The organism is Betaproteobacteria bacterium, from assembly GCA_016720065.1.
In the GTDB taxonomy this organism is placed as follows: domain Bacteria; phylum Pseudomonadota; class Gammaproteobacteria; order Burkholderiales; family Rhodocyclaceae; genus SSSZ01.
The window spans coordinates 2,889,902-2,912,372 of sequence record JADJXY010000002.1; the positions used below are offsets into that span (position 1 = coordinate 2,889,902).

Below are 22,471 nucleotides of genomic sequence, written 5' to 3' on the forward strand. Positions count from 1 at the left end.
GGAGGCCTCAGCGGGACTTGCCGCCACCGCCCCTTTTTTCGCGCCTTCCCGCCCCGGGCCGCTCGGCGCCCAGGGCCTGTTCCAGCCAGATCAGGGCATCCATGTAGGTGAGCCAGTGGCGCAGGGCGTCCGGGGCGATGTCCCGTACCCGTTGCAGGGCGCGCATGGCCAGAAGTTGAGGATTGAAGGGGCCGGCGTTCTCGGGCACCCGGGCCAGGGCCTCGGCCAGTTGCTGATCGACGCTCATCTGCGACCAGGTGCGCTGAAAGTAGGCCACCGACTTCAACTCGCCCCGGGGCGCGGCATTGGCGGGGGCGTGGTGGGGATCGCTCGGCGCTTCGGGCGCGGCGTGGTCGCGGATGTGGGCGAGGAGTTCGGCCAGGGGGCTGGGCGGTGCAGGTGCTGCACTGGCGCGTTCCGCCGACGGTGCGCCAGCGCAGCGTTCGCCCAGGGCGATGGCCGCCCGAACCAACTTCTCGTCGATCACCCGCCGCGCTTCCCCGGTCTGGCCTTCAGCGCGCCGGGCCAGGGCTTCGATAAAGCGGAACCGGACCGGCTCCCGGCCGGCGGCGCCGCTGGCCCGCAGGGCCTCTAGCAGTTCGGCGGAAGCCACGGTGGTGCCTTGCCCGGGGCCGGCCATCAGACTTCCGGCTTGGCCCTGGCCGTTTTCGGCACCGGCGCCATTTCCACCCGCCGGTTCCTGGCCCGGCCGGCAGCATCGTCGTTGGAGGCCACCGGCTGCTGGGGGCCGAAGGCGGCGGCGAAGACGGCATCGGCGGGCAGGCCGGCCTCGATCAGCGCCCGCGCCACGGTCAGGGCGCGCTGGGCCGAGAGTTCCAGGTTGTCGGCGAACTGCCGGTTGCTGCCCAGCACCGGGCGGTCGTCGGTGAAGCCGCTCACCATCAGCATTTCGTCCCGGGCGCCCAGGTAGGCGGCCAGCGGCGCCGCCAGACTCTTCAGGAGCTGCCGCCCCTCGGGTTGCAGCTGGTCCGAATTGAGGGCGAAGAGCACGCTGCCGCTGATGCCGATGCGGCCGTCGGCGAAGGTCACCCGGCCCGAAGCCAGGGGAATGGCCAGGGCCTTTTCCAGGGCCTGGCGGCGCTGTTCTTCCACCTGCCGTTTCTTGACCTCGGCTTCCAGGCTGCTCACCAGGTCCAGCTGCACGCCGAGCACCCCCACCAGGATGATGACGAACGCCCCCAGCAAGCCCGCCATGAGGTCGCCGAAGACCGCCCAGACGGGCGTTGTGTGCTCGATGCTCTCGCTGTGGTCCATGGTCAGGCCGCGGCGGCGAGGGCCGGTTGCTGGCCGGAGAGCTGTTGCAGGTCATCCACCATGCGCTTTTGCGAGAGGATGCTGAGGTCGATGATCTCCCGCGCCTGGGCCACGTAGTAGGCGAGCTGGTCGTCGCTGCGGGCGAGGGTCTTGCCCAGGGCGCCTTCGATGCGTTCCAGGGCGGTCATGAGCTGGGTGTTGCTGTCGCTGAAGCGCTCCACCGCCAGGCCGAAGGCCTCGCCCAGGCTGGCCACCTCGGCGGCGCTGCCGGTGACTTGGGCCGCCACCGTATCGAGCCGCGCCGATTCGGCCTCCAGCCGCTCTTCCAGCCGGCCGCCGGCACGCTCCAGCAGGGTGGCGGCGGAAGCCACCAGGGCGTCGATGGCGCCCCGTTGCTCGGTGGACGCGTGGTTGATGGCATCCAGCAGGGCGCCCAGGGTTTCCATGATGCGGCTGCGTTCTGCCAGCAGGGTGTTGTCCCGGGCGATGCTGGCGGAAAGCTCCTGGCGCAGCTGGCCGATGACCTCGGCGGCGGCCTTGGGAGCCTCTGCTGCCGTCTGCATCAGGCGCGACACTTCGGCTATGGTGCCGCTGGCCTGGGCCCGGGTGTCGGCGCTGATGGAGGCCGCCGTTTCCCGCAGGGTGGCGCAGATGGCCTCTTGCTGAGCGAGGGTCTGGGCGCCTGCCGCCTGCCATTCCTGGCGCAGGCCGGCAGCCATGGCCTCCAGGGCCGTCGCCAGGGCGGTCTGGCGTTCCCGGTCGCCGGCGGCCAGTTCGCCCCGCAGGGCGGTGTGGGCCTCGCCCACGGTGGCGAGCAGGGCTTCGGAGCGCTGGGCGAAGGTTTCGGCAAAGCCGGCGAGGGCGGCCTGCCACTCGGCGGCCACCCGGTCGCTGGTGCCTTCGTGTTTGGCCAGGGCGGCGTTCCAGGTTTGGGCCACGCCTGCGGCGGTGGTGTTGAAGCGCTCGGCCAGGGCGGCGAAGCGGGCTTCGGCGGTGGCCGCCAGGGTGTCGTGCAGGGCCGCGGTGTCCTTGGCCAGGGCGGCCGTAGTGGCAGCCAGCTCGCTCTGGCGGGTACCGTGGGCGGCTTCCACGCTGGCCAGCAGCGCGGCGGTGCGCTGCTCGAAGGTGGCGGCGTAGTTCGCCAAGGCCGTTTCCGTGCTCGCCGCCAGCCGTTCGCAGGTTTGCTGGTGGTGGCCCAGGGCGGCCTGCCAGCCTTCAGTTACCGTGGCGGCAGTGGCGGCGAAGCGCTGGGCCACGCCGTCGAGCTGGGTCTGCACGGTGGCCGCTACGCCGGCGTGCAGGGCGGCAGTTTCGCGGGCGATGCCGGCCATGGTGGCTTCCACCACGGGCTGGATGGTCTGGCCGGCGAGGCGGGCGCTGGTGGTGAGGCTGGCGTTGAGGGAGCGATCCACCGAGGCCGCCAGTTCGCCGTAGGCGCCCCGGGTTTCGGCGTAGAAGCCTTCCTGCCCGGCCAGCAGGCGTTCGCCGAGGGTGCGGTGGTGGGCTTCCATCTGCGCCATCAGGGCCTGCAGCTGTTCCACCACGGCCGGGAGGGCCTGGGCCTGGCCTTGCAGGGCCTTGAAGGTCTCCTGCCGCTGGTGGGTGAGGGAGAAGGCGCGCAGGGTGGTGGCGATGCGGGTATCGAGCATCTGCCCGGCCAACAGCCGCTCCCGGCGGCACAGGGAGGAGATCAGCCCCAGCATGGCGGAGGCCGCCACGCCGGCCACCGAGGTGCCGAAGGCCAGCCCCAGGCCCTTGACGGGGCGCGGCCAGGGCGGCGCGGATGGTGTGCAGGTCGGTGGTGCTTTCCAGGGCCAGGACGGCGCCGTTCAGGGTGACGACCATGCCGAGGAAGGTGCCGAGCATGCCCAGCAGCACCAGCAGGCCCACGAGATAGGGCGTCACCGCCGGGCCGGGCAGGCCGACCCGCTCGCCCTCGACGCGCAGGCGCACGGCGTTTTGCAGGGAGGGGTGGAGGCGGGCGATCCAGTCACCCAGGTCGGGCAGAGTGTCGGGCAGATCGGCCAGGGCGCGAGTGAGCGATGCCGTGGCCTGGTCGAAACGGCGCAGTTCCGAGGCGCCGACCACATACACGGCGCCGATGGCGGCCGTCATGACCAGGGCCAGGGGGCTGGCACCCACGTAACCGGCGCCCACCCAGGCCACCGCGGCCAGGCCCGCAAAAAAGGCCGTCCAACAGAGTTTCTTGTTCATTACAGCGTCACTTCCTCATTGCCAAGCGCCTCGATCAACCCGGCCACGGGCGCCATGCGCAATTCCAGTTCCGCCAGCAGCACCGCCCGCAGGTCCTGGGCAAAGGCAGTGAGCCAGCCCCCCGGCTGCAGCCAGCGCTGCACATCGTCTTCCCCCCCGCCCAGGGCCGCCACGTGCGCTGCGTGCAAGTGCGCGAAGCGCTTGGACAGCAGCAGGGGAATCGTCGCCAGCAGGTTGCGCTCGCGGGTGCCCAGGGCCTGCTCCAGCACCGCATCCAGGTCGGCGAGCTGTTTGAGGGAAGGGGACCGACCCGCCAGCGCTGCCCGCGCATGGGCGCGCAGGGGGGCGATGCTGCTGCCCATGTCCCGCTGGTGGGCGAGGACATACCGGTGATAGGGGTCGAAATCCGCCGCATTTTCGGCGGCGGCATCCAACGCCGGGGTGGGTAATTTTACCCGGGCCGGGCCCGGATTGAGCACTCCGTCATTGACGATGGATTCCGCCAGGAAATTTCGCACCCGGGCAAAGTCCGCCCGCAGGGTCTCGACACCGGCCCCTGGCGGGGCTCCGCGCAGGTTGCCGCCGCCTGCCAGGGCGCCGGAAAGGGCGATGGAATCCGTAAAGTCCAGCCACTGCCCCAGGCGCTCCGCCACGCTCGGCCGCCCCTCGCCAACCTCCGCCACCGCCATCTCGGCCAGCACGCGCACCAGCCGGGAACTGGTGAAACTCGATCGCGGCAACGCCTGTGCCATACAAAAACCGACTTCCGACTGCTGAAGGGGGGGGTAGGGTACTACAGAGTGAGGGGGGAGGTGAGGGGGTGTTCGATCTGGACATCCGGGTACCTTGGAGTGTGGCGCTTACCTCACCTCATAGCGATCCAGATTCATCACCTTGGTCCAGGCCCGCGCGAAGTCGCTGCGGACGACGTTCTCCTTCGCATCGTCCTCGGCGTAGACATCGGCTGGGGCGGGGAACTGGGAGTTCGAGCCGAAAGTGAGGTCCGGCCTGGTGGTCTACTTGACCTGGCCGCTCCGGCAGTGGCGCCTCCCTCGGATCACTCAAGCGAGAAAACCGAGAGGCAATCGCCCTGCGGTTATCGCTTGACGTTTAATGGGGTGCGTTATAGCATTCGTCCATGACGATACGGTCATTCCGCTGCTCCGATACTCAGGCAATTTATGAAGGGGGCAGCCCGAGGCGGTTTCGCAATATCGAGAGCGTCGCCCAGCGCAAGTTACAAATGCTGGACGATGCGCTGGAGTTGCGGGATTTGCGCTCGCCCCCGGGCAATCGCCTGGAAGGGCTGAGCGGTGACCGGGCAGGCCAGCACAGCATTCGCATCAACGATCAGTGGCGCGTGTGCTTCGTGTGGACCGACAACGGGCCGGTGAATGTCGAGATCGTGGATTATCACTGAACGCGAGGCGGCAGATGGCAAGCAACAACATGCGACCGATTCACCCCGGCGAAATTCTCCGGGAGGAGTATCTCGTCCCCCTGGGGATGAGCGCCAATGCTCTGGCGATGGCGCTGCACGTGCCGGCGCCGCGGATCAACGACATCGTGCGCGAACGGCGTGCGGTGACCCCGGACACGGCCCTGCGCCTGGCTCGCTACTTCGACACGACGGCGCAGTTCTGGCTCAACCTGCAAAGCTCGTTTGATCTGAAGCGGGCAGAGAGCGAAGCCGGCGAGTTGATCGCCGAGGAAGTTCGCCCGCGGCAACGAGCCGCGTGAGGCCTACCCGCGGCAGCTCCCGGGCTCCAGGCCGCGGGGGCGGATGAGGCCGCTCTGGCGGGCACGGTGGCGCTTTCGTTAAAGCAAAACATGTTGATTAACGCAAGTTAAGCATGTAAATTAATTTAACGAAAACATGGTGATTTATTTCAATAAGACAGGGTGATGCATGGCGCGACCGCGACTGACTCCGCGGCAAAAGCTGGCCCGCGCGCTGGAAGAATTGCGCGGTGTTCTGGGAGCGGACCGGGGCGTGGTGCGTGGCCATCAGTTGAGCAACGCCAATCGTGTGCTGCTGCTGCAATCCGGCTACCTGCGGGAAATTCTCAAGGGCTGGTATTTCGTTTCCGACCCGACGGCCGAAGTAGGCGATTCGACCCCGTTTTTCGCCAATTTCTGGGAGTACCTGGCCCGTTATCTCGGCGAGCGTTTCGGCGCGGGTTACTGTCTGACGGCGGAGCATTCGCTGTTGCGGCATGCCCAGTACACGGTGATTCCCAAGACGGTGAACGTGGTGTTGCAGTCGAATCTGAGCCAGGTACAGGAGCTTGCCTTTGGCCATACGATCGCCATGTTCCCGGGCAGATCGGCCTTTCCGGGGGCTGGACAGGCGGTTGAACTGCAGGGTTTGCGTTGCATGAGCCTTCCGCTTTGCCTGGTCAATCTGCCGCCACGGCATTTCACGGCCTATGGGCGGGAAATGCAGATCGTCATGGCCCAGGTGCAGGATCCGGGTGCGCTGGCTGCGCTGGCCAACGTCAATCGCACCGGGCTTGCCCGCGCGTTGTCGGCGTATCGGCAGGTGAACCGGGGCGATTTCGCGGATGCGGTGCAGCAGCAGCTTCTCGGGCTTGGCATCCACATCAAGGCCGACGAAACGCCGTTTGCGGAAGCGCCAATCTTTGCGCTTGGGCAGCCGGGGCGCTCGCCGCTCTACGCCCGTGTGCGCGCCCTGTGGGCACAGCACCGGGAGGCAGTGGCCGCCTGCCGGCCGGAGGGGGGCATCGTCGACGTGAGCCCGGCCGATTACCTGCGCCGCGTACAGGCGATCCGCACGCAGGATGCCTATCATTCGCTGTCCATCGAGCGCTATCGGGTGACGCCCGAACTCATTCGCAAGGTGGCAGATGAGGGGTGGGATCCGATCAGCGATGCGGCCGATCAACGTCAGGTGGCGGCGATGGCCGCCAAGGGCTACTTGGATGCCTTCGAGTTGGTACGAGACGCCGCCGTGGCGGTGTATGAGCAGCGCAGTGCCAAGCCCGGCCTTGCGGCACAACTTTTCACCTCCCGGCATCAGGGGTGGTATCAGAAGCTGTTTGGGCCTGCGGTCGATGCGGGCATGCTCGAGGTGGCTGACCTGGTGGGCTATCGCCGTCATGGCGTTTATCTGCGAGGTTCCCTGCACACGCCACCGCCCCACGACCACCTGCTCGATGGCATGGAGGCGCTGCGCGAATGCCTGGCGGCCGAGGCGGACCCGTTTGCGCGGGCGGTTCTCGGGCACTGGCTCTTCGGCTTTATACATCCTTACATGGATGGAAACGGGCGGATCGCCCGCTTCACGATGAATGTCCTGCTGGCGGCGGGGGGCTATCCGTGGACGGTCATCCGCGTCGATGATCGGCATGAATACATGAGCGGCCTCGAATCGACGAGCGTGGATGATGATGTGACCGGCTTCGCCCGGTTTATTGCGGCGCAGATTGTTCGGGCGGCAGGGGCGGGGTGACGGGGTTGGTTGATACCGCTTCCGCACCGGGCGTGCGTGGCACGGGGACCCCATCCCCACCCCAGCCCATCCAGGGCTGGCTTTGCGCAGCCAGCCCGTTCGGACGGCGCAGAGCAATGCTCTGCGAAACTCCGCGCTCACCCCCTTGAAGGGGAGGGGAGTGTCCCAAGCCCTCACCTCACATCAAACCGATCCAGATTCATCACCTTGGTCCAAGCCGCCGCGAAGTCGCGGACGAACTTCTCCTGGGCGTCGTCCTGGGCGTACACCTCGGCCAGGGCGCGGAGTTGGGAGTTGGAGCCGAAGACGAGGTCTACCCGGGTGGCGGTCCATTTGACCTGGCCGCTGTGGCGGTCGCGGCCTTCGAAGGTGTCGGCGGCGGGGGTGGTGGGGTGCCACGTGGTGCCCATGTCCAGCAGGTGGGTGAAGAAGTCGTTGCTGAGCACCTGGGGCCGGCGGGTGAAGACGCCGTGGCGGGAGCCGCCGCTGTTGGCGCCGAGGACGCGCAGGCCGCCGACGAGGATGGTCATCTCCGGCGCGCTCAGGGTGAGGAGCTGGGCCTTGTCGATGAGCAGTTCTTCGGCGCTGACGCTGTAGGCCTGTTTGGCGTAGTTGCGGAAGCCGTCGGCCTGGGGTTCGAGGACGGCGAAGGAATTGACGTCGGTCTGTTCCTGGGTGGCGTCGGTGCGGCCGGGGGTGAAGGGCAGCTCGACCGGGTTGCCGGCAGCCCGGGCGGCGGCTTCGACGGCGGCGTTGCCGGCCAGCACGATGAGGTCGGCCAGGCTGACCTGCTTGCCGCCGGTCTGGGCGCCGTTGAAGGCTTCGCGGATGCCCGCCAGGGTGGCGAGTACCTTGGCCAGCCGGGCGGGGTCGTTGGCTTCCCAGTCCTTTTGCGGGGCGAGGCGGACGCGGGCGCCGTTGGCGCCGCCCCGCATGTCCGAACCGCGGTAGGTGGCAGCGGAAGCCCAGGCGGTGGCGACCAGTTCGCTGATGCTGAGCCCGGAGGCGAGCACCTGGGCTTTCAGGGCGGCGACGTCGGCCGCGCTGATCAGCGGGTGGTCGACGGCGGGCAGCGGGTCTTGCCAGAGGAGGTCTTCAGCGGGCACTTCGGGGCCGAGGTAGCGGGCCTTGGGCCCCATGTCGCGGTGGGTGAGCTTGTACCAGGCGCGGGCGAAGGCGTCGGCGAAGGCGGCCGGGTCTTTATGGAAGCGGCGGGCGATGGGCTCGTAGAGGGGGTCGAAACGCAGGCTGAGGTCGGCCGTGGTCATCATGGGCGGGTGTTTTTTGGCCGGGTCGTGGGCATCGGGAATCATGTGCTCCGGTTTGACGTTCTTGGCCACCCACTGGTGGGCGCCGGCGGGGCTCTTGCTGAGTTCCCATTCGTAGCCGAAGAGGGTGTCGAAGTAGCCGTTGTCCCAGGTGGTCGGGTTGGGCTTCCAGGCGCCTTCGATGCCGCTGGTGATGGCGTCGCCGCCCTTGCCGCTCTTGTGCGTGCTGATCCAGCCCAGGCCCTGGGCTTCGATGGGGGCGCCTTCGGGCTCGGGGCCGACCAGGGCCGCGTCGCCGGCGCCGTGGGCCTTGCCGAAGGTGTGGCCGCCGGCCACCAGGGCGACGGTCTCTTCGTCGTTCATGGCCATGCGGGCGAAGGTTTCGCGCACGTCGCGGCCGGAGGCCACAGGGTCCGGATTGCCGTTCGGCCCTTGGGGGTTCACGTAGATCAGGCCCATCTGGACGGCGGCCAGGGGGTTCTCCAATTGGCGCTCGCCGCGGTAGCGCTCGTCGCCGAGCCAGGTGGATTCCTTGCCCCAGTAGATATCTTCTTCCGGCTGCCAGATGTCGGCGCGTCCGCCGCCGAAGCCGAAGGTCTTGAAGCCCATGGACTCCAGCGCCACGTTGCCGGCCAGGATGAAGAGGTCGGCCCAGGAGATTTTGCTGCCGTACTTTTGCTTGAGGGGCCAGAGCAGGCGCCGGGCCTTGTCCAGGTTGCCGTTGTCCGGCCAGCTATTGACCGGGGCGAAGCGCTGGTTGCCGGTGCCGCCGCCGCCTCGGCCGTCGGCCGTGCGGTAGGTGCCGGCGCTGTGCCAGGCCATGCGGATGAAGAGGCCGCCGTAATGGCCCCAGTCGGCGGGCCACCAGGGCTGGGAATCGGTCATCAGGGCGACGAGGTCGCGCTTGAGGGCGGCGTAGTCCAGCTTCTTGAATTCGGCGGCGTAGTCGAAGTCGGCGCCCAGCGGGTTGGAGGCTGGAGCGCGCTGGTGCAGGATGTTGAGGTTCAGCTGCTTCGGCCACCAGTCCCGGTTGGATTGCACGCCCTGGGTCGCCCGGGCGCCGTGCGTGCCCGCTAAGGGGCACTTGTTTGCGTTGCTCATGACTCTCTCCTTGAAAAACCTGGTGTAGGTGCTTCAAGGTAGGCGGCCCCTGCCGGCGCGTCCAAGGAATTGCCGCTATGGGGGCGATAGGGAACGCATATCGCCGGGCGGGGAGGGGGGTCAGGGGCGCCGCAGCGCCGCGGAGAGTTTCACGTGGAACGCTGCGGGCGCGGGCGAAGAACTCAGGCTTCGGTTTTCTTCTTGGCCGCAGGTTTTTTGGCCGGGGTCTTTTTCTCGAACTCGAAGCCGACCTTGCCGGCCTGGACCACCAGGTAGGCAGAAAATTTGCGCCGGGTGCGGTTGGAGACGAATTCCTTCAGGAGATCGGTCCGGCCGGTAGCCAGGAGCTTCTGCATCTGGGTGGCCTCAACCGGCTGCTGCAGGATGATCTTGCCGGAGCGGAAGTCGCAGGTCTTGGCCGGGCCGACGGACTTTTCGCAGACATAGGCGTTGCCATGGTCGAAGACGCCGGCGCCGCACTTGGGACACTTGCCCAGGGCTTCCTGGCCGGAGAAATCGACGGCCTCGGCTTCGCCTTCCTCGCTGGCGCGGTCCTGGCCGAAGTCGAATTCGGGCTCGTTCTTGTCGTTCAACTTGATGGCGGCGGCGAAGGCGCGGCCCATCTTGTTGCGGAAGCCGGTGAGGGGGCCGATCTGCCGTGCGGTGATCAGGGTCTCGATTTCTTCCGGCTCGAACTGCCGGCCGGCGACGATTTTCCACAGGCCGTAGTCGCAGTCGCTGCACTGGAATTTCTTGTAGGTCTCGCGAATCAGGCCGCCGCAGCGGGGGCAGGGGGCCTTGAGGAGGCCGAAGTCGCCGGGGATGGTGTCGCTGTCGTAGGTTTTGGCCCGCTCGACGATGTGGCGGGTCATTTCGGCGATTTCCCGCATGAACTCGTCGCGGGTGAAGTCGCCCTTCTCGATACGGCCCAGCTTCCATTCCCAGTCGCCGGTCAGTTCCGGCTGGGTGAGTTCGTTGACCCCCAGGCCGGTGAGCAGGGTCATCAGGGAGAAGGCCTTGGCGGTGGGGATCAGCTCGCGGCCTTCCCGGTGCATGTATTGCTCGCCGATGAGGTTTTCGATGATCTGAGCCCGGGTGGCCGGCGTGCCCAGGCCGCGGCCGGCCATGGCGGCCTTGAGCTCCTCGTCGTCCACCATCTTGCCGGCGCCTTCCATGGCGGAGAGCAGGGTGGCTTCCGAGTAGCGGGGGGGCGGCTTGGTGGTGTTGGCCTTGACCGTGACTTCTTCAGTGTGGACCTTTTCGCCGGCGTCCACCTTCACCAGATTGCCTTCCTCGCCTTCCTGAGCTTCCTTACCATGCACGGCGAGCCAGCCCGGATTGACCAGCACCTTGCCCTCGGTTTTGAAGGGATGGCTGGCGACGCGGGTGATGCGGGTGGTGACCAGGTATTCGGCGGCCGGGAAGAAGACCGACAGGAAGCGGCGCACCACGAAGTCGTAGAGCTTCTGCTCGATCTCGTTGAGGTGCTTGGGCGCCTGGGGGGTGGGGATGATGGCGAAGTGGTCGCTGATCTTGGCGTTGTTGAAGATGCGCTTGTTGGGGATCACCCAGTTGCGGGCCAGGATCTGGTGGGCGAAGGGCGAATATTTGGCCAGCAGCACCTCGTCGTGACCCTTGCCGACGCCTTCGCCGGTGAGCATGGTGAGGGTGGCCTTCACCGTGCCCAGGTAATCCTCGGGGAGCGCCCGGGAATCGGTTCGCGGGTAGGTGAGGACCTTGTGCTTCTCGTAGAGGGCCTGGGCGATGGACAGCGTCGTCTTGGCCGAGAAGCCGAAGCGAGCGTTCGCTTCGCGCTGAAGGCTCGTCAAATCGAAGAGCAGTGGCGAGAGGCGGGTTTCAGGCTTGGCCTCTTCCGTCACCTCTCCGGGCTTGCCCTCGGTGGCGGCGCGGATGGCCGCGGCCTTGGCTTCCTCCCACAGGCGGTCGGCACGGGCGTGTTCGTCCTCGTCCTTGCCCTTGAAGCCTTCGTCGAACCACTTGCCGCCGTAGGTGCCGGCCTTGGCGGCGAATTCGGCCTCCACCTCCCAGTAGGGGCGGGCCTTGAATTCGCGGATTTTCTTTTCCCGTTCCACGACGATGGCGAGCGTCGGCGTCTGTACCCGGCCGACGGTGGTCAGGTGGAAGCCGCCGGTCTTGGAATTGAAGGCGGTCATCGCCCGGGTGCCGTTGATACCCACCAGCCAGTCGGATTCGGAACGGCAGACGGCAGCGTCGGCCAGGCCGCGCATCTCGTGGCCGCTGCGCAGGCGCGCGAAGCCGTCGCGGATGGAGCCCTGGGTCATGGACTGGAGCCACAGGCGCTGCACCGGTTTGCCGGCCTTGGCGTGCTGGGCGATGTAATTGAAGATCAGCTCGCCTTCGCGCCCCGCGTCGCAGGCGTTGATCAGGCCGTCCACGTCCTTGCGTTTGATCAGCCGGGTCACCACCTGGAGCCGGGACTTGGTCTTGTCGATGGGAGATAGCGCGAAGTGGGGCGGGATCACAGGCAGGTGGGCGAAGGACCACTTGCCGCGCTTGACCTCGAATTCCTCCGGGCAGGCCAGTTCCAGCAGGTGACCGACGGCCGAAGTCAGCACGTGGGACTCGCTTTCGTAGTAGTCGTCGTGCTTGGTGAAGCCGCCCAGCGCCTTGGCGATGTCGCCGGCGACCGAGGGCTTTTCGGCGATGATTAGTTTTTTGCCCATGCTGTTCCCTGTGGAGTGCGGGGCATGATAAGTGCCGAGGAAGAGCCTTGGCAAGCCGGATTTCCCCGGCAAAACCCTTTGCCGGCGGGCGGGGAGCTTCAGGAGCCGGGGGCGAGGTAGCCCGCTGCGAGGGCAGAGAAGGCTGCGACCTGGGCGTCTTCCCAGGCGGCGTCGCGGCCCAGTTCGGCGGCCAGCAGGCGGGCGACGGCGGGGGCCGCGGCCTGGGCGGCGCGGGCGTCGAAGAGGAGGCTGCGGGTGCGGCGGGCCAGAACGTCATCCACGCTGCGGGCCATTTCGCAGCGGCAGGCCCAGACGACTTCGGCGCCGGTGGCGGGCAATTGCGGCACCAGGGGCCGCGCCAGTTCCGGCTGTTCGGCTTCCAGGCGGAGGAGTTCCGGCGCGTCGCTGCCGTAGGGGGCGAGGCGACCGTGGCGGCGGGCGTCCGGGTCGTGGCCGTGCAGGGGCAGGTCGCGGGTGGGGCAGGGGCGCTGGGGCAAGGCGGCCAGGGTGGCGGCCAGATCGACGGTGTCCTCGGCCATGTGGCGGGTGGTGGTCCACTTGCCGCCGGCTACGGTGAGCAGGCCGGAGTGGGGGTCAATCAGGATGCTGTGGTCGCGGGACAGACCCGCCGTGCCGCTGCCTTCGCCGGCCTTGACGAGAGGGCGGATGCCGGCGAAGGCGGCGCGGATGTCGGCGTAGCCGGCGTCCCGCGTCAGATAACGGTTGGCGGTGTCGAGGATGAAATCGATTTCGGCCCGGGTGGGGACGGGTTCGGCGGCAACGCCGCTGACCGGCACGTCGGTGGTGCCGACGATGACCCGGTGGTGCCAGGGGATGGCGAACATGACCCGGCCGTCGTCGGTGTGGGGCACCATGATGGCGCTATTGCCGGGGAGGAAGTCGCGGTCGAGGACGATATGGCTGCCCTGGCTGGGGGCGATGACCGGCGCGGCGTCGGGCCGGTCCAGACGGCGCAGGCCGTCGGCGAAGGGGCCGGTGGCGTTGATGACCGCCCGGGCGCGCACGGTGAAATCGCGCCCGCTTTCCCGGTCGAGGAGGCGGGCTCCGCACACCCGGCCGGCACCGTCCTTTTCGAGCGCCACGGCCGGGCAGTAGTTGACTACAACCGCGCCCCGGTCCGCCGCGGTGAGGGCCAGGTGGATGGCGAGGCGGGCGTCGTCGAACTGGCCGTCGAAATAGCGGGTGCCGCCGCGCAGGCCCTCGGTCTCGATGGTGGGGATGGCCGCCCGCACGTCTTCCTCCGAGAGGTGACTGGAGGAGCCGAAGCCGTATTCGCCTGCCAGGAGGTCATAGACCTTGAGGCCGATGCCGTAGAAGGGGGATTCCCACCATTCGTAACTGGGCACCACGAAGGCCAGGTCATGCACCAGGTGAGGCGCGTTGCGGCGCAGCAGGCCACGCTCCCGCAGGGCATCCATGACCAGGGCCACGTTGCCCTGTTGCAGGTAGCGCACGCCACCGTGGACCAGCTTGGTCGAACGGCTGGAAGTGCCCTTGGCGAAGTCCTCGCCCTCCGCCAGGGCCACCGCGTAGCCGCGGGCGGCGGCGTCCACGGCGATGCCCAGACCGGTGGCGCCGCCGCCGATGACCAGGAGATCCCAGGTGCGCCCGTCCTCCAGGGCTGCAAGCATGAGCTCCCGCTTCATGGCTGGGCCCAGCCTTTGGCGCGATCCAACGCCTCGTTCCAGCGGTCGCGTCTTCGTCGGGCTTCCGCCGGCGGGATGCCGGGCTCGAAGCGCCGGTCGATTTGCCAGTGTTCGGCCACGCTGGCCAGGTCGAGCCAGAATCCGCTGGCCACGCCGGCGAAGTAGGCCGCCCCCAGAGCGGTGGTCTCGATGACCCGGGGCCGCACGACCGGGCGTTGCAGGAGGTCGGCCTGGATCTGGAGGAGCAGGTCGTTGGCCGCCGCTCCGCCATCGACGCGCAATTCGGCCAGGGGAGTGCCGCAATCGGCGGCCACGGCATCGGCCAGGTCGGCGACCTGGAAAGCAATGGCCTCCAGGGTGGCCCGGGCGATGTGGGCGCGGGTGCTGCCCCGGGTGAGGCCGACCAGGGTTCCCCGGGCGTCGGCGTCCCAGTGGGGTGCCCCCAGGCCGGCGAAGGCGGGGACGAAGACCACGTCGCCGCTGTCGGGCACCGAGGCTGCCAGGGCCTCGACTTCGGACGAGGCGGCGATGATGCCCAGGCCGTCCCGCAGCCACTGCACCGCGGCGCCCCCGACAAAAGCGCTTCCCTCCAAGGCATAAGTGAGCACTCCCTTTTGCCGAGAAGCCACAGTGGTGAGGAGGCCGTGGCGGGAACGGGGAGCCGCAGAACCGGTATTGACGAGCAGGAAGCAGCCGGTGCCGTAGGTGTTCTTGGCCAGGCCCGGGGTAAAACAGGCTTGTCCCGCCAGGGCGCCCTGCTGGTCGCCGACCCCGGCGGCGAGGGGAACGCCGGCCAGGGCCGGCAGGGTGGTGATCGGCCCGAGAAGGGCCCCGGTGTCGACCACTTGGGGAAGCACGGCGGCGGGGATGGCGAGGTGGCTCTGGAGCTCCTCGTCCCAGGCTCCCCGGTGCAGATCGAAAAGCAGGGTGCGGGAGGCGTTGCTGGCGTCGGTGGCGTGCACCTGCCCGCCGGTCAGGCGATAGGCCAGCCAGGTGTCTACGGTGCCAAAGCAGAGTTCGCCGGCTTCGGCCCGGGCGCGGGCTCCCGGTAGGGTGTCGAGGAGCCAGGCGAGTTTGGTGGCGGAGAAATACGGGTCGAGGACCAGGCCCGTCCGTGCGGCCACGACCTCGCTCAGGCCCTCGTCGCGCAGACGGCGGCAGGCCTCGGCGGTGCGCCGGTCCTGCCACACGATGGCTGGCGCCAGGGGCCGGCCACTGGTCCGCTCCCACAGGATCGTGGTCTCGCGCTGGTTGGCGATGCCCACGGCGGCCACATCGCCAGCCCCCAATCCAGCCCGGGAAAGGGCTTCCTCGGCCACGGCGGCCTGGGTGCGCCAGATTTCCTCGGCGTCGTGCTCGACCCAGCCGGGGCGGGGGAAGTGCTGGGTGAATTCGCGCTGGGCGACGGCCAGGATGTGGCTCTCGCGGTCGAAGACGATGGCGCGGGAACTGGTGGTGCCCTGGTCCAGGGCGACGATGCAGCACGGGGTGGGCATGGCGGGCTCCTGCGGCGGGGCATTGCCGCCAGCATAGGCCGCCGGGCGCGGCGGGGCAATCCCCGGGACCGCTCCCCGGGACCGCTTCGGGTGCGCGTCGAGTGCGGCGCGTGGGGGGTGAAGAGAGCCTACCCCGGCAGGCGCTGGTATAGACCGCCGGGCAGAGGGGCGATGCGGCCAGTCAGTTCCAGGTCGAGGAGTTCGGGCAGCAGCCGGTCGGCGGGAAGGCCGGTCCTCTCGGCCAATTCGTCGAGGCTGCAGGGGTCATGGCCCAGGGCGGCCAGGAGGGGGGATGCGCTGCCCTCCGGGGAGGGGGCGAGGGAGGGTGAAGACGCCCCGCCGAAGTGCAGCTCTTCCAGGATGTCCTGAGCGGTTTCGACCAGTTTCGCGCCTTCCCGGATGAGTCGATGGCAGCCTCGGGCCACCGGGGAATGGATGGACCCGGGGATGGCGAAGACCTCCCGTCCCTGCTCCGCCGCCAGCCGGGCGGTGATGAGGGAACCGCTCTGAAGCGCGGCCTCGACCACCAGGACGCCTCGGGAAAGCCCGGCGATGATGCGGTTGCGGCGGGGGAAATTGGCCGCCAGGGCCGGGGTGCCGAGGGGAAATTCGGAAACGATGGCGCCCCGGTCCGCAATGGCCAGGGCCAGTTCCTTGTTGCGGGCGGGATAGATGCGGTCGATGCCGGTGCCGATGACCGCCACGGTGGCGCCCCGACCGGCCAGGGCGCCCCGGTGGGCGGCCGCGTCGATGCCCAGGGCGAGGCCGCTGGTGACGCTAAGGCCCTGCTCGGCCAAGGCCTGAGCGAAGGATTCGGCGGTGCGGATTCCCGCGGCGGTTGCGTTGCGGCTGCCGACGATGGCGATTCCCGCCCGACCCGCCAGGGCGGGGTCGCCGCGCAGGTAGAGGAGGCTGGGAGGGTCGGGAATGGTGAGCAGGGCCGGGGGGTAATCCGCGTCGGCCAGGGTGACGATGCGGTGGCCGGGGGTCGCTGCCCAGGTGAGCGCTTGCTCCACGGCGGCGCCGACGTCGGTGTCGAAGAGCAGGTCGGCCCGGTCGCCCACAACGGCGCGGACGGCGAGGCGGCCGGCGGCAAAGACGGCCTCCGGCAAACCAAAAGCGGCGAGGAGCTTGCGCTGACTCTCGCCGCCGAGGCCGGAGATCAGGGTCAGCCGCAGCCAGGCGGCCAGCCCCGAGGGATCGCTCACGGGTTGCGGATGGCGTCGCCGACGATGACCGGCTTGCCGCTTTCCATCACCAGGGCGTAGGAAATGCGCTCGAAGGTGCGGAAGACGAAAGCCAGACCGTAGCGTTCGTCCGGAATGGGCGTATCGACACGGCGGTCGTTGTCGTCGTAACCCTGGGAGACGCGCTTGCGGTAGAGGGCGACGACATGGCCGAGCTCAAGGCCTTCGCGCTTGCCGCGGTTGATGGCAATCACCGACAGGGGGCCGGATTCCTGAACCCCGGAGTAGATGGAAAGAATCTTGCCCTCGACGGGCTGCCCGGGGCTGTGGGGCATGTAGGAGGCGAGGGTGGGCAGGGGAGCGGCAACCAGCCGGTCGCCACGGCCGATTTCTTCCTTGGCCTGCAGGATGCTGATGACCGCCGGCTGGCCCGGCTGACTGGGCTGGACCAGTTTGGCGTTGCCCAGGAAGAAGGCCTCGTGGCCCAGAATTTCCTTGGTGTCCGGATCCTTCAAGGGCTTCACCGGGCGATAGACGTGCCAGGTGACTTGATCGACGCCGGGAATGGAAGAAACGAACGCCGTATCCCCGTTGCCGACGAAGACCCGGTCTTCCTGGGTGGCGACGATGCGCGGCGCGCTGTCGAGACCGTCGGGATCGACGATCAGGGGCTGGGAGATGAAAGGCTCGATGACGTGGGGCGGAATGCTGGGAATCGCCTGGCGGGAATCCTCCGAATACACCGTCGGCTGCACCTTGACCGGCCGCGCGACGCGCAGGCGGGGATTGCCGCCGGAGAGGTCCAGGACGACGATGTCCCCCGGGTAGATGAGATGGGGATTCTTGATCTCGGCCTTGTTGAGGCGCCAGACTTCGGGCCAGCGCCAGGGTTCCTTGAGGAACTTGCCGGAGATGCCCCAAAGCGTGTCCCCCTTGACCACCACGTGCCGGTCGGGGGGATTGTCCAGCAGCTGGACGGCGTCGGCGGCGACGGCGCAGGCGGTCGTCACGGCCAGGATGAGCGCGGATATAATGCGTAGCATCGTCGGTACCCTCATTGCCGGCGGAACGGGCGGCCGGGATCACTGTCTCACCGCCAAAGCCGTTCCGTATCTCGGAAGTGCTTTAGATTCTGCACATAATTACTTAAGCCGGCAAGCTTTTCTTGGTGTTTTCCTATGGCGTTGTTACCCATTTTGCGTTACCCCGACCCGCGGCTGAAAAAAAGCGCTGCGCCCATTGAGCGGATTGACGATTCCGTCCGCGCCCTGGCGCGGGATATGGCCGAAACCATGTACGAGGCCCCGGGGATCGGGCTGGCTGCCACTCAGGTGGATGTGCATCGGCAACTCGTGGTGATCGACGTCTCCGAGGAAAAGAACCAGCTCCTGGTGCTCATCAACCCCCGTATCCTCGACTGCAACGGCATCCAGGAAGGCGAGGAAGGCTGCCTTTCGGTACCCGGCATCTACGACAGGGTCGAGCGGGCGGAAACCGTCACCGTGCGCTACATGGATCTGGAAGGGCAGGAGCAGACCCGGGTGGCCGAGGGCCTCCTGGCGGTGTGCATCCAGCACGAACTCGACCATCTGCAAGGCAAGGTCTTCGTCGATTACCTTTCCCAACTGAAGCAGACGCGCATTCGCAGCAAGCTTGCCAAGCAGGCACGCATCACCGCCTGATGAAGCTCGTTTTTGCCGGAACGCCGGAATTTGCCGCGCGGGCCTTGCAGGCGCTCCTTGCCGCCGGGCATGCGGTTCCCCTCGTCCTGACCCAGCCCGACCGGCCTGCCGGGCGGGGCATGGTTCTGACGCCTTCGGCGGTGAAGCGGGTGGCCCTGGCGCACGGCCTGGAGGTTTTTCAGCCTGCCAGCCTGCGGGACGAAGAGGCCCGGGGGCGCATTGCCGCGGTGGGGGCCGATCTCATGGTCGTGGCCGCCTACGGCTTGATCCTGCCCCAGGCCGTCCTCGACCTGCCTCGCCTGGGCTGCCTCAACATTCACGCTTCGCTGCTGCCCCGCTGGCGCGGCGCTGCGCCCATCCAGCGGGCGCTCCTGGCCGGGGATGCGGAGACCGGGGTGTGCATCATGCAGATGGAGGCAGGTCTCGATACCGGGCCGGTGCTTCTTTCCGGGGCGACGCGCATCGGCAGTGGGGAAACCGCCGGCGAACTGCACGACCGCTTGGCGGCCTTGGGGGCGGACCTCATCGTCGACGCGCTGAGGCGCATGCCTTTGCCCGCCACGCCCCAGCCCACCGAGGGGGTGAGCTATGCGGCCAAGATCGACAAGGCGGAAGCGGTTCTCGACTGGAACCTTGCCGCGGCCGAACTCGATCGCCGGGTGCGGGCCTTCAATCCCTTTCCCGGGGTGCAGGCCATGGTCGGGGGGCTGCCCTGCAAGATCTGGACGGCCCAGCCCGCTGAGGGGCAAGGGCTGCCCGGCACCGTGCTTGCGGCGGGCAGGCAGGGGATTCTGGTCGCCTGCGGCGAAGGCGCCCTGCTGCTCTCGGAATTGCAGAAGGCCGGCGGCAAGCGCTTGTCGGCCGCTCAGTTTCTGGCGGGAAACCCGACTCCCCTCCCGGGCTGACCCCTATCCTGCCTCGCCCGCGTTGCGGGTGTGGGGGAGGGAGGGCGGGCAGGGGGCACCGTCCCGGGCTTCCTTGCGCTCGCGTTCCGACCAGACGCCCACGCCCCGCTGCACTTCCCGCGTCTCCAGGCGATCCGGGGCAAAGGTCGCAATGGCTTCTGCAAACAGGCCCCGCGCGCGCTGACTGTTGTCGGCGCTGAAGTTGCAGACGTACACATCCAGGGTGACCCCGGCGATTTCCGGCCAGGTGTGCAGGGCAAAATGGGATTCGGCCAGCACCACGGTGCCGGTGACACCCGCCGCGCGGCCATCGCCGTCGCGAAACTGATGGAAATGCGCGCCCACCACGCTCAGGCCGTGCCGGCCACAGGCTTCGACGGCGAAGCACTCCAGCCCCGCGGCGTCGAGCAGCAGCGCGGGGGGGCAACGGCAGTCGAGGAGATCGGCGGTGAGGTGGAGTCCCTGCATGGCGGCATTCTAGCCCGGGTGGCCAAGCCTGATGGGCCGGCTCAAGGAGTCCGGGGTTCAGGCAACGCCGGCCGCGAGCGGGTCGCCCCCGTTTCACGTGAAACGTCCCCCAGGAGTCCATTGAGGAATCGGGCGAGGCGATGTCCGGCAGCCAGCAGGCGCTCGCCGGCGATCCGCCGGGCCTGGTCGCGGAAGGCGGCATCGAGAAGCGCCGGACTGTCTCCCTCCGCGGGGTAGGCAAGGCTGGCCGCCAGGGCGCGGGATTCGCCGATCCACTCCCCGGGGGAGCCCTGGCGCACGGGGGCGGAGTGACGCTCCGCCAGGCGCCGCGCCGTCGCTTCGAGGCGCTTTCCCCGCAACCAGGGGGGGCCGGGCAGGTCGTCCCACCACGCATGCAGGGACATGACCGGCAGGCGCGGGTGGGTAGGGTCGTGGACATCCACCCGATTGCCGCCGTCGTCGTCGCGCACCCCGGCGTGCAAGGGCTGATGCGCGTCGGCGACCAGATGGACGATCCAGGGGAGAGCGTAGCTGCGCAGCGTCGTGGGGGTGGCCGGGTCGGCCAGTTGCCGGGCCAGACGGTCAATCTGACGGTCGAGTTCTCCCCCCAGGGGATGTCCGTCGGCAGCGCGGTCCACATAGTGCCAATTGCCGTGGCGATCCATGTCCGGAAATCCGGGCAGCAGGGGGGTGGGGTCGGCGCCGCTGTCGTGGAAGCGCGGGTCGCGGCGGATGTCGTCGGGCCAGGTGGAACACTCGATGAAGGCGGTCGCCGGGTCAGCGCCTTTGGCGGTCCAGCGGCCGGAGTCGGGATGGGCCGCAAGGAGGGCGGCGACCCGCTCCCTGACGACGGGATCGAGTTGCGACCAGGCCAGGCTCGCCACCAGGCGATGCCCGGCGGAGTTCCATGCCGCTGCCGGGTTGGGAAGCAGGAGGAGGGGGGCGAGGGCGAATGCGGCGAGGAAGGCACGCCAGGGGGTGCGTCCGGCGCCGCCGGGTCCGGGCGCCTCGCCTGGGCGACCCGGCTGCGGGTTGTGGCTGGCGGCGGGGGAGCCGGATGGATGCTTGAGCATGGCGGGGATTATCCCGGAAAGCGCGCCGGGGGCGGAGCGGCGGCGGCCCTCGGGCCGCGTGCGATAATCGACCCCATGTCACCCCGCTCCCCTGCTGTTCCCGCGCTGGAACCGAACTCCCTGGCCTATGGGTTGCATGCGGCGGCTCGAGTGGTGGCGGAGGTGCTGGCGGGGCGCAGTCTGGCCGAGGGTTTGCCGGCCTGGATCGACGCCGGGGCCCGTCCCGCCGTCCAGGACTTTGTATACAGCAGCCTGCGCCAGTACGGTCGGGGCGACTTCCTGCTTGGGCGACTGCTGGACCGGCCTCTGGCCGAAGAGGAAGTGCGCGCCCTGCTGCTGATGGCGCTGCACCGCCTGGAGTCCCGCCCCGAATCGGCTCACACCACCGTCGATCAGGCCGTGAATGCCGCCGGCGCCCTGGCGGGGGGGCGCCGCAAGGCCCTGGTCAATGCGGTGCTGCGCAGTTTTCAACGCGAGCGCGAGGCGCTGCTCGCCGCGGCGGATGCGGACGACACTGCGACCGGACGGCACCCCCCCTGGTGGCTCGATCGCCTGCGGCAGGCCTATCCGGAAAAGTGGGAGAGCGTCGTGGTCGCCGGCAACCGGCCGCCCCCCATGGCGTTGCGGGTCAATCTGCGCCGCGGGACCGTCGCCGCTTACGCCGCCGAGCTTCTGGCCCGGGACATCGTCTCGCGCCCCTGGGGCGAGGCGGGGCTGATTCTAGATAAGCCCGTTCCCGTCGAGCGCCTGCCGCATTTTGCCGCGGGCCGGGCCTCGGTGCAGGATCCGGGGGCCCAGCGGGCGGCGGCCCTGCTCGACCCGGCGCCGGGCAGCCGGGTTCTGGACGCTTGCGCCGCACCCGGGGGCAAGGCGGCGCATCTCCTGGAACGGGCCGACCTGGATCTCCTGGCCCTGGACCTGAAGCCGGCCCGCTGTCGCCGCGTGGAATCCACCCTGGCCCGACTCGGGCTGCGCGCCCGGGTGCAGGTGGCCGACGCGGCCCGACCCGAGGCCTGGTGGGACGGGCTGCCCTTCGACGCCGTCCTGGCCGACGTGCCCTGTACGGCCAGCGGTGTGGTGCGGCGTCACCCGGACGCCAAGTGGCTGCGGCGGGAAAGCGATGTGGCCCGCTTTGCCGCCACCCAGGCGCATCTGCTCGACGCCCTGTGGCGGGTCGTCAAGCCGGGCGGTAAACTGCTGTATGCGACCTGTTCCATCTTTCCCGAGGAGAACGGGGCGCAGGTGGAAGCCTTTCTGGCCCGGCAGGCGTCGGCCCGGCGAGGTCACGAAGAACAATGGCTGCCCTGCGACGACCACGATGGCTTCTACTACTGCCTCCTCGAAAAATTGCCCTGATCCCTGGCGGCTCCTGCTGGCCGTCATCTGCCTGGGCTGGTGCGCCTGGTTGCACGGGGCCGAGGTCGAGGTGCTCAATCCCCAACTCGTCCCCGTCGAGGACGGCTACGCCCTCAGTGCCGAGTTCAATTTCGAGATCAGTCCGCGGCTGGAAGAAGCCGTTGCCAAAGGGGTCGTCCTGCACTTCGTCGCCGATTTCGAACTGATCCGGCCGCGCTGGTACTGGCTGGACGAAAAACTGGTCAGTCGCAGCCAGACCGTCCGTCTCTCCTACCACGCCCTGACGCGCCAGTACCGTCTTTCCACCGGCGCCCTGCATCAATCGGTGGAGACCCTCTCGGAGGCCCTGCGCATGCTCTCGCGGCTGCGCAATTGGGTCGTGATCGAGCGACCCGGCGACAAGCCGGACAAAGAGGCGCCCCGGGTCGGTGAAACCTACCAGGGCGCCTTGCGCCTGAGGCTCGATACCACGCAACTGCCCAAACCTTTCCAGATTGCCGCCCTGGGCAATAAGGACTGGACCCTGACTTCCGACTGGAAGACCTGGACTGTCGTGCTGCCGCCCCTGCCTGCGGCGGAAACCCGGTGAAGACCAAGCGGCT

18 protein-coding genes and 1 pseudogene are annotated in these 22,471 nt (G+C 68.6%); 7 read left to right on the forward strand and 12 right to left on the reverse strand.

Features of this window, described 5'->3' with window-relative positions; genetic code table 11:
• Positions 1 to 7: 7 nt before the first annotated feature.
• From IPM73_16815 to IPM73_16830, 4 genes and pseudogenes are all read right to left on the reverse strand, one after another.
• The gene (locus IPM73_16815; protein MBK8919656.1) at positions 8 to 640 is read right to left on the reverse strand and encodes a DUF2894 domain-containing protein; all 633 of its coding nucleotides are present in this window, start codon (positions 638 to 640) and stop codon (positions 8 to 10) included.
• Positions 640 to 1,275, reverse strand: coding sequence for an OmpA family protein (locus tag IPM73_16820; GenBank protein ID MBK8919657.1), 636 nt, complete (start codon positions 1,273 to 1,275; stop codon positions 640 to 642). The genes IPM73_16815 and IPM73_16820 overlap by 1 nt, the downstream gene beginning before the upstream one ends.
• 2 nt (positions 1,276 to 1,277) lie before the next feature.
• Positions 1,278 to 3,489 (reverse strand): annotated as a pseudogene (locus IPM73_16825) (DUF802 domain-containing protein).
• Positions 3,489 to 4,241 carry a DUF3348 domain-containing protein gene (locus IPM73_16830; protein MBK8919658.1) on the reverse strand — a complete coding sequence of 251 codons (753 nt, stop codon included), beginning with the start codon at positions 4,239 to 4,241 and terminating at the stop codon, positions 3,489 to 3,491. Before IPM73_16830 ends, IPM73_16825 begins: the two are co-directional and overlap by 1 nt.
• 386 nt (positions 4,242 to 4,627) lie before the next feature.
• On the opposite strand from IPM73_16830, the gene IPM73_16835 reads away from it, so the two are divergent.
• The 3 genes from IPM73_16835 to IPM73_16845 all read left to right on the forward strand — a co-directional run bounded on the left by IPM73_16835 (position 4,628) and on the right by IPM73_16845 (position 6,961).
• Positions 4,628 to 4,909 carry a type II toxin-antitoxin system RelE/ParE family toxin gene (locus tag IPM73_16835; GenBank protein MBK8919659.1) on the forward strand — a complete coding sequence of 94 codons (282 nt, stop codon included), beginning with the start codon at positions 4,628 to 4,630 and terminating at the stop codon, positions 4,907 to 4,909.
• Positions 4,910 to 4,923: 14 nt separating this feature from the next.
• Positions 4,924 to 5,229 carry a HigA family addiction module antidote protein gene (locus tag IPM73_16840; protein ID MBK8919660.1) on the forward strand — a complete coding sequence of 102 codons (306 nt, stop codon included), beginning with the start codon at positions 4,924 to 4,926 and terminating at the stop codon, positions 5,227 to 5,229.
• 271 nt (positions 5,230 to 5,500) lie between these two features.
• Positions 5,501 to 6,961 carry a Fic family protein gene (locus IPM73_16845; GenBank protein ID MBK8919661.1) on the forward strand — a complete coding sequence of 487 codons (1,461 nt, stop codon included), beginning with the start codon at positions 5,501 to 5,503 and terminating at the stop codon, positions 6,959 to 6,961.
• 173 nt (positions 6,962 to 7,134) lie between these two features.
• On the opposite strand, the gene katG is transcribed toward IPM73_16845, so the two are convergent.
• The 6 genes from katG to IPM73_16875 all read right to left on the reverse strand — a co-directional run bounded on the left by katG (position 7,135) and on the right by IPM73_16875 (position 17,428).
• Positions 7,135 to 9,330: a catalase/peroxidase HPI gene (katG, locus tag IPM73_16850; protein MBK8919662.1), complete on the reverse strand. Its 2,196-nt coding sequence runs from the start codon at positions 9,328 to 9,330 to the stop codon at positions 7,135 to 7,137.
• 182 nt (positions 9,331 to 9,512) lie between these two features.
• Complete coding sequence (locus tag IPM73_16855) at positions 9,513 to 12,035, reverse strand: DNA topoisomerase III (GenBank protein ID MBK8919663.1); 2,523 nt, start codon at positions 12,033 to 12,035, stop codon at positions 9,513 to 9,515.
• A 98-nt stretch (positions 12,036 to 12,133) separates the two neighbouring features.
• Complete coding sequence (locus IPM73_16860) at positions 12,134 to 13,702, reverse strand: glycerol-3-phosphate dehydrogenase/oxidase (protein MBK8919664.1); 1,569 nt, start codon at positions 13,700 to 13,702, stop codon at positions 12,134 to 12,136.
• Entirely contained in the window at positions 13,699 to 15,198 is a 1,500-nt protein-coding gene (glpK, locus tag IPM73_16865) for a glycerol kinase GlpK (protein MBK8919665.1), read from the reverse strand. Before glpK ends, IPM73_16860 begins: the two co-directional genes overlap by 4 nt.
• 128 nt (positions 15,199 to 15,326) lie before the next feature.
• The gene (gene dprA, locus IPM73_16870) at positions 15,327 to 16,406 is read right to left on the reverse strand and encodes a DNA-protecting protein DprA (protein ID MBK8919666.1); all 1,080 of its coding nucleotides are present in this window, start codon (positions 16,404 to 16,406) and stop codon (positions 15,327 to 15,329) included.
• Positions 16,403 to 17,428, reverse strand: coding sequence for a LysM peptidoglycan-binding domain-containing protein (locus IPM73_16875; GenBank protein ID MBK8919667.1), 1,026 nt, complete (start codon positions 17,426 to 17,428; stop codon positions 16,403 to 16,405). Before IPM73_16875 ends, dprA begins: the two co-directional genes overlap by 4 nt.
• A gap of 135 nt (positions 17,429 to 17,563) precedes the next feature.
• Here IPM73_16875 and def point away from each other — a divergent pair, with 135 nt between their 5' ends.
• A complete protein-coding gene (gene def / locus IPM73_16880; protein ID MBK8919668.1) occupies positions 17,564 to 18,067 on the forward strand; it encodes a peptide deformylase in 504 nt (167 codons plus the stop codon).
• Entirely contained in the window at positions 18,067 to 18,972 is a 906-nt protein-coding gene (locus IPM73_16885; GenBank protein ID MBK8919669.1) for a methionyl-tRNA formyltransferase, read from the forward strand. Before def ends, IPM73_16885 begins: the two co-directional genes overlap by 1 nt.
• A 3-nt stretch (positions 18,973 to 18,975) precedes the next feature.
• Here IPM73_16885 and IPM73_16890 read toward each other — a convergent pair whose 3' ends face one another.
• Together IPM73_16890 and IPM73_16895 are read right to left on the reverse strand one after the other, a co-directional pair.
• Positions 18,976 to 19,440 carry an S-adenosylmethionine decarboxylase gene (locus IPM73_16890; GenBank protein ID MBK8919670.1) on the reverse strand — a complete coding sequence of 155 codons (465 nt, stop codon included), beginning with the start codon at positions 19,438 to 19,440 and terminating at the stop codon, positions 18,976 to 18,978.
• A 41-nt stretch (positions 19,441 to 19,481) separates the two neighbouring features.
• A complete protein-coding gene (locus IPM73_16895; protein ID MBK8919671.1) occupies positions 19,482 to 20,513 on the reverse strand; it encodes a S1/P1 nuclease in 1,032 nt (343 codons plus the stop codon).
• A gap of 75 nt (positions 20,514 to 20,588) precedes the next feature.
• Between IPM73_16895 and rsmB the strand changes: the two genes are divergently transcribed.
• Positions 20,589 to 21,869, forward strand: coding sequence for a 16S rRNA (cytosine(967)-C(5))-methyltransferase RsmB (gene rsmB, locus IPM73_16900; GenBank protein ID MBK8919672.1), 1,281 nt, complete (start codon positions 20,589 to 20,591; stop codon positions 21,867 to 21,869).
• Complete coding sequence (locus IPM73_16905) at positions 21,832 to 22,458, forward strand: DUF4390 domain-containing protein (protein ID MBK8919673.1); 627 nt, start codon at positions 21,832 to 21,834, stop codon at positions 22,456 to 22,458. The genes rsmB and IPM73_16905 overlap by 38 nt, the downstream gene beginning before the upstream one ends.
• Positions 22,459 to 22,471 lie beyond the last annotated feature (13 nt).

Excerpts from the sequence above, each read along its gene's own strand:
- IPM73_16890 (MBK8919670.1), bottom strand. The coding sequence starts at position 19,440 with ATGCAGGGACTCCACCTCACCGCCGATCTCCTCGACTGCCGTTGCCCC.
- katG (MBK8919662.1), bottom strand. The coding sequence starts at position 9,330 with ATGAGCAACGCAAACAAGTGCCCCTTAGCGGGCACGCACGGCGCCCGG.
- IPM73_16860 (MBK8919664.1), bottom strand. The coding sequence starts at position 13,702 with ATGAAGCGGGAGCTCATGCTTGCAGCCCTGGAGGACGGGCGCACCTGG.
- IPM73_16820 (MBK8919657.1), bottom strand. The coding sequence starts at position 1,275 with ATGGACCACAGCGAGAGCATCGAGCACACAACGCCCGTCTGGGCGGTC.
- glpK (MBK8919665.1), bottom strand. The coding sequence starts at position 15,198 with ATGCCCACCCCGTGCTGCATCGTCGCCCTGGACCAGGGCACCACCAGT.
- IPM73_16855 (MBK8919663.1), bottom strand. The coding sequence starts at position 12,035 with ATGGGCAAAAAACTAATCATCGCCGAAAAGCCCTCGGTCGCCGGCGAC.
- IPM73_16840 (MBK8919660.1), top strand. The coding sequence starts at position 4,924 with ATGGCAAGCAACAACATGCGACCGATTCACCCCGGCGAAATTCTCCGG.
- rsmB (MBK8919672.1), top strand. The coding sequence starts at position 20,589 with ATGTCACCCCGCTCCCCTGCTGTTCCCGCGCTGGAACCGAACTCCCTG.
- IPM73_16895 (MBK8919671.1), bottom strand. The coding sequence starts at position 20,513 with ATGCTCAAGCATCCATCCGGCTCCCCCGCCGCCAGCCACAACCCGCAG.
- def (MBK8919668.1), top strand. The coding sequence starts at position 17,564 with ATGGCGTTGTTACCCATTTTGCGTTACCCCGACCCGCGGCTGAAAAAA.
- IPM73_16875 (MBK8919667.1), bottom strand. The coding sequence starts at position 17,428 with ATGCTACGCATTATATCCGCGCTCATCCTGGCCGTGACGACCGCCTGC.
- IPM73_16835 (MBK8919659.1), top strand. The coding sequence starts at position 4,628 with ATGACGATACGGTCATTCCGCTGCTCCGATACTCAGGCAATTTATGAA.
- IPM73_16815 (MBK8919656.1), bottom strand. The coding sequence starts at position 640 with ATGGCCGGCCCCGGGCAAGGCACCACCGTGGCTTCCGCCGAACTGCTA.
- IPM73_16885 (MBK8919669.1), top strand. The coding sequence starts at position 18,067 with ATGAAGCTCGTTTTTGCCGGAACGCCGGAATTTGCCGCGCGGGCCTTG.
- IPM73_16830 (MBK8919658.1), bottom strand. The coding sequence starts at position 4,241 with ATGGCACAGGCGTTGCCGCGATCGAGTTTCACCAGTTCCCGGCTGGTG.
- IPM73_16905 (MBK8919673.1), top strand. The coding sequence starts at position 21,832 with ATGGCTTCTACTACTGCCTCCTCGAAAAATTGCCCTGATCCCTGGCGG.